Origin of the sequence: Thermopolyspora sp. NPDC052614 (genome assembly GCF_040678635.1) — a bacterium.
In the GTDB taxonomy this organism is placed as follows: domain Bacteria; phylum Actinomycetota; class Actinomycetes; order Streptosporangiales; family Streptosporangiaceae; genus Thermopolyspora.
Genome location: NZ_JBFATZ010000006.1, coordinates 365,539 through 380,348, shown reverse-complemented (window position 1 = coordinate 380,348; position 14,810 = coordinate 365,539). Strand labels below are relative to the sequence as shown.

General features: G+C 72.0%; 12 protein-coding genes. 7 read left to right on the top strand and 5 right to left on the bottom strand.

Annotated features, from left to right (window positions below; genetic code table 11):
- Positions 1–7 precede the first annotated feature (7 nt).
- Positions 8–604 carry a TetR family transcriptional regulator gene (locus tag AB0K60_RS16185; protein WP_364054450.1) on the top strand — a complete coding sequence of 199 codons (597 nt, stop codon included), beginning with the start codon at positions 8–10 and terminating at the stop codon, positions 602–604.
- A gap of 82 nt (positions 605–686) precedes the next feature.
- Here AB0K60_RS16185 and AB0K60_RS16180 read toward each other — a convergent pair whose 3' ends face one another.
- Positions 687–1,589, bottom strand: a complete 903-nt coding sequence (locus AB0K60_RS16180; protein WP_364054447.1) for an ion transporter — start codon at positions 1,587–1,589, stop codon at positions 687–689.
- 313 nt (positions 1,590–1,902) lie between these two features.
- Here AB0K60_RS16180 and AB0K60_RS16175 point away from each other — a divergent pair, with 313 nt between their 5' ends.
- From AB0K60_RS16175 to AB0K60_RS16155, 5 genes are all read left to right on the top strand, one after another.
- Positions 1,903–2,853 (top strand): ABC transporter ATP-binding protein, encoded by a 951-nt coding sequence (locus tag AB0K60_RS16175; RefSeq protein WP_364054444.1) that lies wholly within the window; start codon positions 1,903–1,905, stop codon positions 2,851–2,853.
- Positions 2,854–2,918: 65 nt separating this feature from the next.
- A complete protein-coding gene (locus AB0K60_RS16170; protein WP_364054441.1) occupies positions 2,919–3,086 on the top strand; it encodes a hypothetical protein in 168 nt (55 codons plus the stop codon).
- Positions 3,087–3,094: 8 nt separating this feature from the next.
- Entirely contained in the window at positions 3,095–3,913 is an 819-nt protein-coding gene (locus AB0K60_RS16165; RefSeq protein WP_364054438.1) for a hypothetical protein, read from the top strand.
- Between the two features lie 355 nt (positions 3,914–4,268).
- Complete coding sequence (locus tag AB0K60_RS16160; protein ID WP_364054435.1) at positions 4,269–4,970, top strand: response regulator transcription factor; 702 nt, start codon at positions 4,269–4,271, stop codon at positions 4,968–4,970.
- A 323-nt stretch (positions 4,971–5,293) separates the two neighbouring features.
- Entirely contained in the window at positions 5,294–6,838 is a 1,545-nt protein-coding gene (locus AB0K60_RS16155; RefSeq protein WP_364054432.1) for a HAMP domain-containing sensor histidine kinase, read from the top strand.
- Positions 6,839–7,035: 197 nt separating this feature from the next.
- Here the strand turns inward: AB0K60_RS16155 and AB0K60_RS16150 are convergent, their stop codons facing one another.
- Positions 7,036–7,281 carry a hypothetical protein gene (locus tag AB0K60_RS16150; RefSeq protein ID WP_364054428.1) on the bottom strand — a complete coding sequence of 82 codons (246 nt, stop codon included), beginning with the start codon at positions 7,279–7,281 and terminating at the stop codon, positions 7,036–7,038.
- 45 nt (positions 7,282–7,326) lie between these two features.
- Entirely contained in the window at positions 7,327–8,694 is a 1,368-nt protein-coding gene (locus tag AB0K60_RS16145) for a S8 family serine peptidase (protein ID WP_364054425.1), read from the bottom strand.
- 234 nt (positions 8,695–8,928) lie between these two features.
- On the opposite strand from AB0K60_RS16145, the gene AB0K60_RS16140 reads away from it, so the two are divergent.
- Entirely contained in the window at positions 8,929–10,983 is a 2,055-nt protein-coding gene (locus AB0K60_RS16140; protein WP_364054422.1) for a spermidine synthase, read from the top strand.
- Between the two features lie 155 nt (positions 10,984–11,138).
- On the opposite strand, the gene AB0K60_RS16135 is transcribed toward AB0K60_RS16140, so the two are convergent.
- Positions 11,139–12,776 (bottom strand): LCP family protein, encoded by a 1,638-nt coding sequence (locus tag AB0K60_RS16135; protein WP_364054419.1) that lies wholly within the window; start codon positions 12,774–12,776, stop codon positions 11,139–11,141.
- 293 nt (positions 12,777–13,069) lie between these two features.
- Positions 13,070–14,716 (bottom strand): neutral zinc metallopeptidase, encoded by a 1,647-nt coding sequence (locus AB0K60_RS16130; protein ID WP_364054416.1) that lies wholly within the window; start codon positions 14,714–14,716, stop codon positions 13,070–13,072.
- Between the last annotated feature and the right edge of the window lie 94 nt (positions 14,717–14,810).

Below are 14,810 nucleotides of genomic sequence, written 5' to 3'. Positions count from 1 at the left end.
CTCGATCATGAACACCACGCTGGGCCTGCGGGAACGCAAGAAGGCCGAGACACGGCAGGCCGTGCACGAGGCCGCGCTACGCCTGACCGTCGAGCTCGGGCTCGACACCGTCACCGTCGAGGCCATCGCCGACGCGGCCAACATCTCCCGGCGTACCTTCTCCAACTACTTCGCCGGCAAGGAGGACGCCGTCCTGTACGGCGAGGAGCGGCGTTACCACCTCCTCATCGAGCGGGTCCGCGCCCAGCCCCCGGAGCTGCCGCCGTGGGAGGCGCTGTGCGCCGCCGTCGACGAGCTGTGGCTGGAGATGGGCGAGCCGGACCGCGAGTGGGCCCTGCGCACCCGCCTCGCCAAACGCCACCCGTCGCTGCTCGCGCGCCAGCTCGCCAATCAGTCCGCGCTGGAGCGCGAACTCGCCGACGCCGTCGCCGAACGCTGCGGTCGCGGGGAGGCCGCCTGCGTCCAGCCTCGGGTGCTGGCGGCGGCGTTCATCGTCGCCCTGCGCCTGTCCATGCACATCTGGATCGAGGAGCAGGAGCGCCGCACTCTGCGTGAGGTCATGGCCGACCTCTTCGAGCAGATGGCGCGGCCCTTCACCGCCTGACTCCGCGCCCCGGATCCGGCCGGTCCGGGGACACCCGTCAGCGCCCGACCCGTCAGCGCCTCACCCGTCAGCGCCTATCCCGTCAGCGACCGCGACGGCGATCCTTCCTGTTTGACGCCCGCCGGTTCCCGTTGCCGTTCCCGCCGCCGTTTCCGTTGCCGTTTCTATTGCCGTTTCCGGCGCCGTTCACCATCGCCCCGGCCTGGGCCGTCGCCACCGCGGCATGGCCGTTCAACTCGCGCATCTCCCGGAGCTCGGCGCGTAGTTCGGCGATCTGGGTGAGGATCGCGTCGTCCACGGCCTCCTCCGCCTTGTGCTCCTCCTCCATCGCGTTGACCACCACCGCGATGAACAGGTTGAGCACCACGAAAGTGCAGATCAGGACGAAGACGATGAAGAACACCCACGCCATGGGGTGCTGGGCCATGACCTCGCGGGCGATGTCGCTCCAGGCGTCGCCGGTCATCATCTGGAACAGGGTGAACAGCGACGTCGGCAGGTCGCCGAAGAACTCCGGCGAGGTGGCGCCGAACAGCTTGGCGGCCATCACCGCCGCGACGTACAGCACCAGGGCGAGCAGCAGCGCGATCGAGGCCATGCCGGGGATCGCGCTCAGCAGCGCGGCGACCACCCGCCGCAGGCTCGGCACCGCCGAGATCAGGCGCAGCGCCCGCAGGATGCGCAGCGCCCGCAGCACCGACACCTCGCCGGCCGCCGGTATGAACGAGATCGACACGATGGCCGCGTCGAACAGGTTCCACGGATCGGTGAAGAAGCGCAGCCGGTAGACGTACAGCTTGGCGAGCATCTCGACCACGAAGACGTACAGCGCGATCTGATCGAGCACGTGCAGGTACCAGCCGTAGCGATCGACCATCGTGGCCGAGGTCTCCACCCCGAGCGTCGCCGCGTTGAACAGGATCACGCCGATGATCAACCGCTGGAACCAGCGTGCCTCCACCACCTGCCGAACCCGCTCGCGCACCGGCACTTGCCCCCCGAACCCTCCGTACCGCGATCAATGCGGAAGATCTTAACGAACAGCTCCTTATCGCCTTGCCTGTGGGAGCGGAAGCGCCGCGCCGTCTGGGAATGTCCTGGGAGCGTTCGTCGGCACGTCCCGGGCGGGGGACCTGTGACCTGCCGCGCGCCCGGCACCCGGGCGCGACCCCTCACAGAAAACTCCCAGAACCTCCCCGATCACGTTCAGCCCGCCTCGGCACGCTGGCCGCGAAGCCACTTGAACCGAGAACGGGAGACATATCAATGATCGTCGTCGGGGCCCGCGCGGAGGGCCGATGATCCAGGTGCGCGGGCTGACCAAACGCTACGGGCCGGTGCCGGCCGTGGACGATCTCACCTTCGACGTACGGCCCGGCGTCGTCACCGGCTTCCTCGGCCCCAACGGGTCGGGCAAGTCCACCACCTTGCGGGTGATCCTCGGGCTCGACGCGCCGACGGCCGGGACCGCGACCATCCGGGGCCGCTCCTACACCGGCCTGCCCGTGCCGATGCGCGAGGTCGGCGCCCTGCTCGACGCCGGTGCGGTGCATCCGCGCCGCAGAGCCCGCGACCACCTGCTGTTCCTCGCCCGCAGCAACGGCCTGCCGGCGTCCCGCGTCGACGAGGTCCTGGACATGACCGGCCTGGAGCGCGCCGCGAGGCGACGGGCGGGCGTGTTCTCGCTCGGCATGCGCCAGCGGCTGGGCATCGCTGCCGCCCTGCTCGGCGACCCCGAGGTGCTCATCCTCGACGAGCCGGTCAACGGGCTCGACCCCGAGGGCATCCGCTGGATCCGGGCGCTGCTGCGCGGCCTCGCGGCCGAGGGCCGTACCGTGCTGCTCTCCAGCCACCTGATGAGCGAGATGGCCCTCACCGCCGACCACCTGGTGATCATCGGCCGCGGCCGGCTCATCGCCGACGACGGCCTGGACGCCTTCACCGACGCCGGCGGCTCGGTCCTGGTCCGCACCCCCGCCGCGCCCCGGCTGCGGTCCCTGCTCACCGGCGCCGGCGCCACGGTACGACCCGGCCCCGACGGGGCGCTGACCGTGCGCGGCCTGGACGCCTCCCGGATCGGCGACCTCGCGGCCGCCGAGGGCGTGCCGCTGCACGAGCTCACCCCCCAGCGGGTCTCCCTGGAGGACGCCTACATGGCGCTGACCCAGCAGGCCGTGGAGTACCGGGCCACGTCCGAGCCGCCGCGTCAGCCGGACCGCGAGCGGGCCGAGGCCGGAGCCGTGCGATGAGGCGGATCAGGACCGCCGCGCGGGAGCGGGCGGGCGTCGGCGCGCGAAACGGAGGACGCACGAACATGACGGCGGACGTGGCGGCGGACATGACGGCGGACATGACGGCGGACATGGCGGCGGACATGGCGGCGGACATGGCGGCGGACATGGCGGCGGACATGGCGGCGGACATGGCGATGGACATGGCGGCGAACACGGCACGGCATGCCGGAACAAGGGGTGCGGAATGAGCCAGACGATGCACGACAGGACAACCGCAGTCGGCGTGGCCGCGGGCCGGGCGGGCTTCGCCGAGGCGGTGCGCGCCGAATGGGTGAAGTTCCGCACCGTCCGCGGCACCGTGATCGCCACGCTGGTCACCATCACCGTCGGGGTCCTGTTCGGCTTCCTGCTCGGATCCAACACCGTGCGGAGCTACCTCGAGTCCACGCCGGCCGAACGGGCCGATTTCGACCCCATGATGGCGACCCTCCGGCCCTTCATCATGGCGATGATCGCCGTCGCCGTCATCGGGGTGCTCGCCGTCACCTCCGAGTACGCCTCCGGCACGATCCGGGTGAGCGCGGTCGCGGTCCCGTCGCGGCCTCGGCTGTTCGCCGCCAAGACGGCGGTGGTCGGCGCCGTGGTCCTCGCCGCCGGGCAGGTCACCACCTTCCTGGCATTCTTCGTGTCCCAGAGCGCACTGGCCAGGGCGAACCTCCCGTCCCTCACCCTCGCCGGACCAGGGGTCATGCGCGCGGTCGCCGGCGGCGGCCTCTGCCTGACGCTGATGGCCCTGTTCGGCGTCGCGATCGGCTTCCTGGTGCGCTTCACCTCGGGGGCGGTCGCCATCACCACGGTGGTGACGATCCTGCCCGCGCTGGCGGACGCGCTCTTCCCGGAATGGCTGCGGGACCTCGTCGTGAAGTACTGGCCGTCGAGCGCGGGCCTCCGCATGGCCGCACTCCGTCCCAACCCGGACCTGCTGACTCCGGGGGCCGGGTTCGCGTTGCTGAGCGGCTACGTCGCCGTGTTGCTCCTGATCGCCCTGACCGCGTTCCGCACCCGGGACGTGTGACCGGGCCATGCGCGGCGATCAGGATCCGCCCCGGCGTGCGGGCGGCGCGACCTCCGGTCACACGCGCACGCCTCGGCGTGGCGGCCCCACGTCCCGCGCGGCCGCCCCCTCCCGGTCGGCACATTCGACATGCGCGGCGACGTGCTGCTGGCGGCTCTGCTGGGGCCGATCGTGGGGGTCGTCGCCGGGGTCGTGGCCGGTTACGGCGGCTGTCCGCGGACGTGGCAGCGCTCCGGCGAACCTCGTCGAGGCGGGAAGGGAGGCCGCCGAATCGACCTATGCTCGGGAAGAACCGGTAGGTACGGCGTCTGGAAAAGGCGACGCCGATGACGAGTAGGCTCGGGGCGGTCCAACAATGATCACGTCGTCGTCCGGGGAAGAGCGGCTGCTCGTCGTCGACGACGAGCCCACCGTGCGGGAGCTGCTCTCGGCCACCCTGCGCTTCGCCGGTTTCACCGTGGCCTCGGCGGCCACCGGCGGCGAGGCCCTCGACGCGGCCCGCGCGCAGACGCTGGACCTGGTGCTGCTCGACGTGATGCTGCCGGACATGGACGGCTTCGAGGTGATCCGCCGCCTCCGCGACCTGACGCGACCCGCCGTACCCGTGTTGTTCCTCACCGCCCGCGACTCCCCGGAAGACAAGATCAACGGCCTGACGCTGGGCGGCGACGACTACGTCACCAAGCCCTTCAACCTGGAGGAGCTGATCGCCCGCATCCGCGCCATCCTGCGCCGCACCGGCTCACCCGGCGCGGACACCCTGGTCGTCGGAGACCTGGAGATCGACACCGAGGGCCACCAGGTCCTGTGCTCCGGCCACCCCGTACGGCTCTCGCCCACCGAGTTCCGCCTCCTGCACTACCTCGCGGTCAACGCCGGCCGCGTCGTCTCCAAGGCCCAAATCCTCGAACGGGTGTGGCAGTACGACTTCGCCGGCGACTCCAGCATCGTCGACACCTACGTCAGCTACCTGCGCCGCAAACTCGACACCACCGACCCCCGGCTCATCCACACCGTGCACGGCGTCGGCTACGTCCTGCGCGCTCCGCGTCGATGAGTCCGCACGACGAACCCGCGCACGATGGGCCCGCGCAGGATGAGTCCCCGAGGCCGGGTCGGCGCGACGAACTGGCGCAGGATGAGTCCCCGAGGCCGGGTCGGCGCGACGAACTGGCGCAGGATGAGTCCCCGAGGCCGGGTCCCCGCGACGAGCCCGCGCAGGATGAGTCTCTAAGGCTGAGTCCGCGCGACGACCCGACCGGCGAGGAGCCCCCGCCCGAAGGCGTCACGAGGAGACGCTTGATGGGACGGCGAGGCCCACGTCCCCGTCGCGGCCGTGCCCGTTCCAGGACCGGAAGACGGCCGCCGGAGTGGTCCGGCATGGGCGCACGCGACCGTCCCTCCACCCGATCCGCGGGGAGAAGACCAAGGATCCCGCGATGGGCGCGGTTCGCGAACCGGTCGCTGCGGGCGCGCCTGCTGCTGCTGACGATCGCGCTGCTGGCGGCGGGCCTGCTCATCGGCGGCGGGCTCGTGATCGGGACCCTGCAGACGCTCCTGCAGGACAGGGTGGACAAGCAGTTGCGCCCGATCGCGTCGATCGCGTCGCTCGTGCCGATCGACGTGTTCAGCGGGTACGCGTCGCGGGTGCCCCAGTTGAACCTGGAGGAGAACTTCGACCTCATCGCCGACATCTCGATCACCTACCTCGCGCCGGACGGCGCGGCCCTGCGAACGGCGCGGCTGCCCAGAGAATCGGACGCGCCCGGCCCCGAGCTGCCCCGCCTCGACGCCGCCGCCGTGGCCGCGCGGGCCGGGAAGCCCTTCGACGTGCCGGCGACGAGCGGGGGCGGCCGGTGGCGAGTGATCGCGCTGCCGCTCGCCCCGAGAAGCGGGACACCGGTCACCTCGCCCGCGGAAGGCGTCGTCGTCGCCGCCTCGCTCGACCGGCTGAACGCGACCGTGCTGCGCATGCGCGCGATCAGCGTGGGCACGGCGGCGGTGCTGCTCGCCCTGCTGGCCGTCGCCGGCTGGTTCGCCGTCCGGGCCGGGTTGCGCCCGCTGCGGCGGATCGAGGAGACCGCCGCGGCGATCGCGGCCGGGGACCTGTCCCGCCGCGTGCCCGAACTGGCGTCGCCCACCACCGAGGTGGGACGGCTCGCGCGGGCGCTGAACGTCATGCTCGGCCAGGTGGAACTGGCGGTCGCCGCCCGCGCCGAGTCCGAGGCCCGCATGCGGCGCTTCGTCGGCGACGTCAGCCACGAACTCCGCACACCGCTGTTCGGCATCAAGGGCTTCACCGAACTGCACCGAATGGGCGGCCTGACCGAACCCGGCGACGTCGAGCGCACCATGCGCCACATCGAGAGCGAGTCCACCAGGCTCGCCCGCCTGGTGGAGGACCTGCTGCTGCTGGCCCGCCTCGACGAGGGCGGCGACGCCCTGCCCATGGACCTGGCCCCGATGGACCTGCGCACCCTCGCCGCCGACGCCCGCCTCGACCTGCGGGCCCTCGACCCGTCCCGCCCCATCGAACTGGCCGGCCCGCACGGCGGCCCGCCGTCCTCCGCCCCCGTCCTCGGCGACGAGGCCCGCCTGCGCCAGGTGGTCACCAACCTCGTCGGCAACGCTGTCGCGCACACCCCACCCGGCACCCCCGTCCGCATCGGCGTCGGAACCGTCGGCGACCAGGCCGTCCTGGTCATCGAGGACGACGGCCCCGGCCTCACCCCCGACCAGGCGGCGCACGTCTTCGACCGCTTCTACCGCGTGGACGACTCCCGCAGCCGAGCCGATGCCGGCGGCGCCGGACTGGGCCTGTCCATCGCCCGCTCTCTGACGACCGCCCACGGCGGCCGCCTGGAACTGCGCACTGCCCCGGGCCGAGGCGCGGCCTTCTCCGTCGTCCTCCCCGTCGCCAGGTGACATGAGCGCAGGGCCCTGGTATCAAAACAACAGTATTCTCAGGGCTAAGGAATTCTGGGTAAACCTGCGCTAACTGGCGGCGTGGCCGGGGTGAGCAGATGTGCGACGCATTTCCTGGTGCGGGCAGCTCCCGTGTGGAGGACCCGTTGCCGCCCGGCTCCGCCGGGCACCTTTCCTCGGCGGGGTTTTCGCGCGGCTTACTGGGGCGGGCCGAACGGCTCTATGCGAGGGTCGGCGTAGGTGCCTTCGTCCTTGTCGGCCTTGTCGGTGGGGTTGACCTTGCGCGCCGCCTCGTCGGTGACGCGCAGGCCGTACAGGCTGCGGGCGGGGTCGATGAGTACGAGGCCGTAGCCGGTGTCGACGTCGTTCTCCGACAGGCCCAGCTTTTCGGTGGCGGTGGCGAGGGTGGCACCCTTCGGAAGCCGGACCGTCATCATTCGCATGCCTTCACGCTACCCGCGGCCGCCGCCGAAACCCAGGGACGAAGGTCATACTGTCCGTTCGGTTCGTTTTACGCGGCGGCGGAGTGCGGCCAGCGCGCCCGCCGGGTCGAGGATGCCGTAGCCGTAGTCGTAGTCGAAGCCCACGTCGCTGCGGTCGTCGGCGGTACGGCGCAGCAGCGTGCGCAGCTGGGCGGGGGAGAGCTTGGAGGCGGGCCAGCGGGTGCGGATCGCGGCGACGACGCCGGCGGCGACCGGGCAGGCGGCCGAGGTGCCGGAGTCGGGGGAGTCCTCGCCGAAGGCCTTGGAGCCGGAGAAGTGGGTGTAGGTGCACAGGTCGGGCTTGCGGTCGCTGAGGCGGCCGGGCCCCTGGGAGGAGTAGCCGACCCGCTTGCCTTCGGTGTCGACGCCGCCGATGGACAGGACCCGCTCGTGGGAGTTCGCGCCGACGATCGGCCGGTCCGGGTAGGCGCACCTGCCGTCGCTGCATTCCCGGCCGCAGTTGCCCGCCGCGAACAGCACGTCGGCGCCCGCCTGCTCCAGGCTGCCGACGATCAGGTTGAACGGGTGCGCCGGGTTGTCGGAGTAGTTGCCGGGATGCCCGGCGGGGAAGTCCCAGCGGGGCGAGAACGAGCCCCAGCTGTTGCTCACCACCAGCGAGCGCGACTCCGCTGGCATCGCCTCCAGCACCGTGCGCAGGTGCGCGAACGCGGCCACCGCGTCCGACAGCAGGCCGTCCAGCGCCGAACCGCCCGGCCGCTGCGACTGCAGGACCGGGATGTCGAGCAGCGTCGCCCTCGGCGCGGCGATCAGGGCGTCGAACGCGCACATCGTGCCGTGGTCCACGAGGAACTCCCCGGGCGTCTCCTCGACGCCCTCGGGCACCCAGCTCCGCTGGCGGTCCAGCGTCACCTCGCGGCCCAGCACGGTCTTTAGGTGCTCGGTGTTGACGCCGGTGTCGGTGATCGCCAGGGCGACCCCCGACCCGTCGTACCCCTCCGCGAGCAGCTCGGCCGTGCCCAGCAGCTCGGCCACCCGCGTCCAGTCGCCGAGCGGCGGGTCGCCGCCGCAGGTGAGCACCGGGGAGATCACCGGGTCGGCGAACACTCCCGTCACGTTCCGGTGGGCCGAGGGCAGCAGGGCGGTGCGCGTGGTCAGCTCGTCGTCGCCGATCTCGCCGCGCACCAGCACGGTCGCGTCCTGCGGCGCCATCGAGAACACCACCCGCTGCAGCGACAGCGGATCGCCGTCGGCCGCCGCGGGCACCGGCCGGGGCACGGCGACGGGGGTGAAGGACTCGTCCAGCACGACCCCCGGCAGCCGGTCGGCCACGTCGGCCGCCGAGGCCGTCACACCGGGGTCGGCGACGGCGGCCACGACATCGGGGGAGGGGCGGAGCTGGATCATGACCCGCATTGGGACACCACCGTGGATCTAGGGGGCAGCGAACGACCCAAGATTCCTGCATGCCCGTGGCCCCCGTCCAGTGGGCCAAAACGGGCATGACCCCTGGTTGCAGGTAAAAGCCCGACAAAATTCCGGTTGTTTTTCGCTTACAGAAGAGCGCCTTGTCCCCAGGGTGGGACCGTTATCCACAGGGTGGCTCACCTGTTTCCTCCGGTCCAACCATTCCGAGTAGCGTCTGTTCGCATGATTGCTCAGGCAGACGCGGCCCGGCCGCTAGGAGACCCCGCCGACCCCGCCACCGCCCACTGGCTACCGGTACGGCCACGCCTGGTCGTCGCCAGCGCCTTCATGCTCTTCCTGGAGCTGGCGCTGATCCGGTGGACGGGATCCAACATCGTCCACCTGAGCTACTTCACCAACTTCGTGCTGCTCGGCTCGTTCCTCGGCATCGGCCTGGGCTTCCTGCGGGTGGGCCGCACCACGCGCCGGCCGTACTACTCGCCGCTGGTGCTCGCCGTGCTCGTGCTGATCGTGCTGCGCTTCCCGGTCACGGTGGACCGGGAGACCGACGGCGTGCTCTACTTCACCAGCCTGAGCACCACCGGGCCGCCCGCGTGGGTGATCCTGCCGATCGTGTTCGCGGCCGCCGCCGTCGTGCTGATGGGCCCGGCCGAGCTGGTCGGGCGCTGCTTCCCGCTGCTGCCCCGGCTCGACGCCTACCGGTACGACCTCATCGGCAGCCTGAGCGGCATCGCGCTGTTCACGCTGCTGTCGTTCCTGAGCGCGCCGCCGGTGGTGTGGGGCGTGCTCGCCGCGGTCGCGTACGGCGTGCTGCTGAGCTCCCGGCCGCTCGGCCGCGATCTCGCCCTGGTCGTCGTGCCGTCGCTGGTGGTCGTGGCCGCCCTGGCGGTCGAGACGCTCACGGCCGGCGCGCTGTGGTCCCCGTACTACAAGGTCACCTACCGCGAGGTCGAGCGGGGCGGCGTGCAGGCGCTGCGCATCGACGTCAACGGCATCCCGCACCAGGAGGCGGTTCCAGCGCAGGCGCGGCTGAAGATGGAGGCCCAGTACGGCCTGCCGTACGAGCGGGCGGTGGCGGCGGGCCGGCTCGACGACGTGCTGATCGTCGGCGCGGGCAGCGGCACCGACGTGGCGATCGCGCTGTCCAAGGGCGCCAAGCGGATCGACGCGGTGGAGATCGACCCCAAGCTGCGCGAGCTGGGCGCGGCCCGGCATCCGGACCGGCCCTACGACGACCCGCGGGTGACGACCACGATCACCGACGGGCGGGCGTTCCTTGAGCGCACCGACGCCAAGTACGACCTGATCCTGTTCGCCCTCCCGGACTCGCTCACCCTGGTGTCCGGCGCGAGTTCGCTGCGGCTGGAGAGCTACCTGTTCACGCTGCAGGCGCTGCAGGCGGCCCGCGAGCACCTCAAGCCCGGCGGGGCGTTCGCCATGTACAACTACTACCGGGAGCAGTGGCTGGTGGACCGGCTCGCCGCCACCGCGCAGGCGGCCTTCGGGCACCGGCCGTGCGTGGACACCGTGGGCGGCGGCCACCAGGCCGTGATCACCGCCGGGCTGACGCCCGCCGACCAGCGCTGCGCGGGCGAGTGGGCGGGCGCGGCGGCCGGGACGCCGCCGCCGGCCGAGGACGACCGGCCGTTCCTGTACCTGTACGGGCGGGGCATCCCGGCGATCTACCTGATCACGCTCGGGCTGATCCTGCTGGTGAGCCTCGTCGCCGTGCGGGCGGTCGCCGGGCCGTACCGGCGGATGCGGCCCTACGCCGACCTGTTCCTGCTCGGGGTGGCCTTCCTGCTGCTGGAGACCAAGAGCGTCACCGGCTTCGCCCTGCTGTTCGGCACGACCTGGGTGGTGAACGCGGTGGTGTTCGCCGGGGTCCTGGTGGCCGTGCTCGCCGCCGTCGAGGTCACCCGCAGGTTCCGCACGCCGCCGCTGCCGGTGATGTACCTGGTGCTGCTCGTCGGCCTGGTCGTCGCCGCGCTGGTGCCCACCTCGTGGCTGCTCGGCCTGCCGGTCCCGCTGCGCGCCGTCGTCGCCGTGGTCGTGGCGTTCCTGCCGATCTTCGCGGCGAACGTGGTCTTCGCCAAACGCTTCGCCGACACCGCGGACGCCACCGCCTCCTTCGGCGCCAACCTGCTCGGCGCGGTGCTCGGCGGCTGCCTGGAGTACCTCTCCCTGGTGATCGGCTACCAGGGTCTGCTCGTGGTGGCCGGTCTCCTCTACCTCGGCGCCTTCGCGCTCATGCCCCGCGAGGCCCGCGTGGTCTAGCGGAGCGCGCCGCAGGAGACGAGGACACGAAACGAGGACACGAAACGGGCGTACGAAACGGGGACACGGAACGGCGTACGAAACGGGGACATGAAATGGGGACACGAAAGAGCCCCGGCCCTCGGCGGGTGTCGCCGGGGCCGGGGCTGGGCGGATCAGAAGTTGCAGAGTTCGGAGAGGGACTTGGCGGCCTTGTCGTTCGGGGTCGGCGTCTGACGGGGATTCGCGGTGCGGGACGCCAGGCCCGACGGGGAGGCGCTCGGGGCGGAGGCGGACGCCGAGGTGGCCGCGGAGCCGCCGCCCGAGGCCGAGGCGCCGGTGCTCGGATTGGCGCCCGAGTTGGCGCCTGGGTTGGCGCTCGGGCTGGAGCCGGCGGCCAAGGTGGCGCGGGAGGAGCGGGCGGACTCGACGATCGCCCTGCGGGTGAGCACCCGGATCTTGTGCCAGTCCGGGTTGCCGGTGTAGATGATCGGCGGCACGAACTGCAAGCTGGTGATCTTGGCGTTCTTGACCTTGACGCCCAGCGGGACCAGGTGCTCCAGCAGGTCGCGGGGGATGTCGGTCTTGAACAGCCGCTTGGCCGCCCTGGCGATGCGGGTGAAGTTCGCCAGCACCACGCTCGGCGTCGCCTGCTGGGCCAGCGCCCCGATGACGCAGCGCTGGCGGGCCATGCGACTGAAGTCGTCGCTGCCGACGCGGGAGCGCCCGTACCAGAGCACCTCCTCGCCGCTGAGCTTGCGGTACCCGGCCTTGATCGTGCCGGCGGTGCCGAACTTGCCGCCCCACTTGACGTCCTGCTCCACCCGGATGCGCAGCCCGCCGATCGCGTCGATGAGGGCGGCGAAGCCGTACATGTCGACCATGGCGTAGTAGTCGATCTTCATGCCGAGGGTGTGGCCGATGGCGTCCTTCAGCGCGTTCCAGCCCCGGTAGTGGCCGTGGCGCTGCACCTCGGGGTGGTTCTCGGTGTAGTACCAGACCTCGTTGAGCAGGCCCTGGCCCGAGTCGCCGAGGAAGCCGTTGGGGAACTTCTCGGCCAGCGGGCTGGTCTTCGGGAAGCGCACGTACTGCAGGTTGCGCGGCAGGCTGAACAGCACGGTGTTGCCGGTGCGGGTGTCCACGCTCGCCACCGTCATGCTGTCGGTCCGCACGCCGGTCCGGTTGCCCGCCGAGTCGCCGCCGATGAGCAGGAAGTTCACCCTGCGCTTGCCGTTCCACGGATCGTCGGCCTTCACCGGCGCGACCGTCGTGCCCGGATCCGGGGCGAAGATCCCGTTGGCGACCTCGCGGGCGGTCTGCACGCTGCTGGCCGTGAACGCGAACGGCGCCATCACCGCCACGCAGAGCACCCCGGCCACCACGCCGGCCACGACCTGGCCGTTGCGCGACAGACGCTGGGGCCGCAGCGAGACGAAGGAGTGCACCATCAGCGCGAACCAGGCCACCGCGCCCACGATGGCGCCCACGGTGACCCCGATCAGCGTGCTGTCCTTGACGGCCCAGCCGCCCAGGTCCTCCAGCGACCCCGAGGACAGCGCCACCGCGGCGGTGACGCCCGCCGCGACGAGCAGCACGGCGTAGATCGCCATCAGGATGTAGCCGAGGCGGCGTTTGCCCGCTCGCAGATGCGCGATGCCGGGCAGCACTGCCGAAAGAGCGGTCCAGCCGATGACGGAGGCGGTGGTGGGCGCCTTGGCGAAACGGGGAGGTCCGCTCGGCGGCCTCGTGCGGGGGCGTTTCCCGTCGCCGGCCCCGGCGGTTTCGGCCGGAGCTCGCTCAAGGCGTGTGGTCAACACCGCTCCTTACTGTTCGTATGCCGCACACGCCGGTTCCAGGGGCCGAGGTCGCCGTCGTCCGTACGGCCGGGCTCACGCGATGGCCCGGCCGGGCTCAGCCCGGCGTCCCCCGAGTACGCGGCCGACCTGGCCAAACCCCGGCAACCGTTTCCGTGGATTCACGGAATGGGCAGGATTCTAGCCCCCATACCTGGACAACATCGACGGAAGGCCAATATCAGGGAATCGGGTCGTAAAGACGAGATGAAGTCGTGATCTCGGTCTCAGCGGTCCCCACAGCCCCTCCCGCCTCACGAAACGGTGGTCGCGGACGCCCGCCAAGTGTTGCAGCGCTGCGTGCGGTTGTAGTCGAATCCCTGCCGGAACCACAGGTTGTTGTTCGCCGGGGAGCCGTGATCGCGCGGGTACCCCGGCTGGTCCCCGACCCGGGAGTGGAAGGCGTACAGCGTGGCGCGCCGCGCCGGTGGCACCGGATAGGTCGGGGCGACCGAGCGCATGAACATGCCGCCGAAGCAGGTCGCCTGCAGTTCCAGGCGGCGGCTCAGCGACAGGCGCGAGCTCTGCGACCCCGAGGCCAGCGTCTGCCGCCACCACGCGTCCGTCAGCCCCGTCAGGTACTGCACGTGGTGGCCGTACTCGTGGGCCATGACACTGATGATCACCCCGTGCCAGGAGCTGATCTGACCGTACCCCAGCGCGTCGCCCGAACCCCGCGCCATGGCCGAGGTCGAGGCGTAGATCGTGGTGTTGCGCGGGCAGTAGTAGGGCACGATGCTGCCGCGCGGCGGGTAGTCGCCGCACGCGCCGCGCCCCCGGCCGGCGGCGATCGCGTAGTTCGGCGGCGTGTGCCGGATGCCGATCCGCTCCAGCGCCGGGCCCCAGCCGCGGTTCAGGCACGCGGCCGTACGCAGGATCAGGCGCTTCAACTGGGCGTGGTCGTTGATGTTCGCCGACCCGGCCGGGCAGCGGACCGCGGGCAGCGCGCCCATGCGGTAGACGGTGTTGCCGCGCAGCGTGCGGTTCACCGTGCGCGTCCGGCTGGGCTCGGAGAGGTTCTCGCCGGTCTCGCCCTGCCGGGTCGCCTCGGCCGAGCGCCCCTCCGCCCTGCGCGCGTCGCCCGTGTTCCCTTCCCGGGTGCGCCGGGCGGCGTCGCCGGAGTCCCGGTCGGTGTCCGGCAGGTCGAACGGCGAGAGGCTCGGCAGCGTCACCGGGGCGACCGAGGAGGATCCGCCGTCGTCGTTCAGCACGTTCATGCCGATGATGATCAGGACGAAGACCCCGGCGAGCATGCCGAGGATGCCTCCGACGGCGGCCGCGGCTCCCGATTTTCGGTGCGGCGGGGCGTACCCCGGCGCGCCGAAGGGATGGGGCCCCGGCGCGTACGGCCCGGCCGCCCTCGGCGGCCCTCCGGGTCCGGGAGGCGGCGGCGGGTAGGGCGCCTGGGGAGACGGCGGCCCGTACCGTCCCGGGGGGCCGGGCTGCCACGCAGGCCCCGGAGGCGGGTACGGCCCCGCTGCGGGCTGACCTTGCGGCGGGTACGGCCCCGCCCCGGGCCGCCCCGGCGGCGGGTACGGTCCCGGGCCGGGCCGCCCCGGCGGCGGGGGAGGAAACGCCCCTCCCGACCCCGGGCCGGGCTGTGGCGGGTGGGGGCCGCCGGGTGGGAAGGCCTGCCCCGGCCCGCCCGGCGGAGGCGGGCCGTACGGCGGCGTCCCGGCCTGCCGCCCGCCGGGTGGCGGGGCCTCGGGTGGGCCGCCGGACGCGAGGAGCGGGTCGCCGCCGGGGGCCGCGACCGTGTAGGGAAGCGTGTGCCCGATGGGCGCGTTCCCCTGCGGCGGCGGCGCGGCGGGGGCGGGTCCCTGGGGCACGTTCCACGGAGGATTCATCGGCGAGGCGTTCCGGTCGTCACCCGGCGGCGGGTGGTGTCCGTTGTTCGCCACGCTCTGCTCCCTCTCCTCAAAACCCCCAGGTCGGTCTTTCATCAAATATGGGACACAAACGCACCCATGTCTCACCTGTCACGGATGTCGCATC

Excerpts from the sequence above, each read along its gene's own strand:
- AB0K60_RS16185 (WP_364054450.1), top strand. The coding sequence starts at position 8 with ATGAACACCACGCTGGGCCTGCGGGAACGCAAGAAGGCCGAGACACGG.
- AB0K60_RS16175 (WP_364054444.1), top strand. The coding sequence starts at position 1,903 with ATGATCCAGGTGCGCGGGCTGACCAAACGCTACGGGCCGGTGCCGGCC.
- AB0K60_RS16170 (WP_364054441.1), top strand. The coding sequence starts at position 2,919 with ATGACGGCGGACGTGGCGGCGGACATGACGGCGGACATGACGGCGGAC.
- AB0K60_RS16165 (WP_364054438.1), top strand. The coding sequence starts at position 3,095 with ATGCACGACAGGACAACCGCAGTCGGCGTGGCCGCGGGCCGGGCGGGC.
- AB0K60_RS16160 (WP_364054435.1), top strand. The coding sequence starts at position 4,269 with ATGATCACGTCGTCGTCCGGGGAAGAGCGGCTGCTCGTCGTCGACGAC.
- AB0K60_RS16155 (WP_364054432.1), top strand. The coding sequence starts at position 5,294 with ATGGGCGCACGCGACCGTCCCTCCACCCGATCCGCGGGGAGAAGACCA.
- AB0K60_RS16150 (WP_364054428.1), bottom strand. The coding sequence starts at position 7,281 with ATGCGAATGATGACGGTCCGGCTTCCGAAGGGTGCCACCCTCGCCACC.
- AB0K60_RS16145 (WP_364054425.1), bottom strand. The coding sequence starts at position 8,694 with ATGCGGGTCATGATCCAGCTCCGCCCCTCCCCCGATGTCGTGGCCGCC.
- AB0K60_RS16140 (WP_364054422.1), top strand. The coding sequence starts at position 8,929 with ATGATTGCTCAGGCAGACGCGGCCCGGCCGCTAGGAGACCCCGCCGAC.